The organism is Rhodoplanes roseus (genome assembly GCF_003258865.1).
Taxonomy (GTDB): domain Bacteria; phylum Pseudomonadota; class Alphaproteobacteria; order Rhizobiales; family Xanthobacteraceae; genus Rhodoplanes; species Rhodoplanes roseus.
Genome location: NZ_NPEX01000935.1, coordinates 1 through 248, shown reverse-complemented (window position 1 = coordinate 248; position 248 = coordinate 1). Strand labels below are relative to the sequence as shown.

General features: G+C 67.3%; 1 protein-coding gene. It reads left to right on the top strand.

Annotated features, from left to right (window positions below; all coding sequences use genetic code 11):
* A partial coding sequence (locus CH341_RS33075) for a phosphoadenosine phosphosulfate reductase domain-containing protein (RefSeq protein ID WP_170149924.1) occupies positions 1 to 248 on the top strand: 248 nt, incomplete at both ends.

The window sequence follows — 248 nt, the reverse complement described above, 5'->3', positions numbered from 1 at the left end:
CCGGGCGCGTATGCCCGCCTTCGAGATCGACGGACCCAGGCTCAAGGTCAATCCGCTCGCCAGCTGGGGGCCTCAGGATATCCGCGCCTATTTCGAGCGTTTCGACCTGCCGCGCCATCCGCTGGTAGCGGAAGGCTATCCCTCGATCGGCTGCATGCCGTGCACGTCGCGCATCAAGCCCGGTGAGGATGAGCGGGCAGGGCGCTGGCGTGGGCGCGACAAGACCGAATGCGGCATCCACCTGGCTC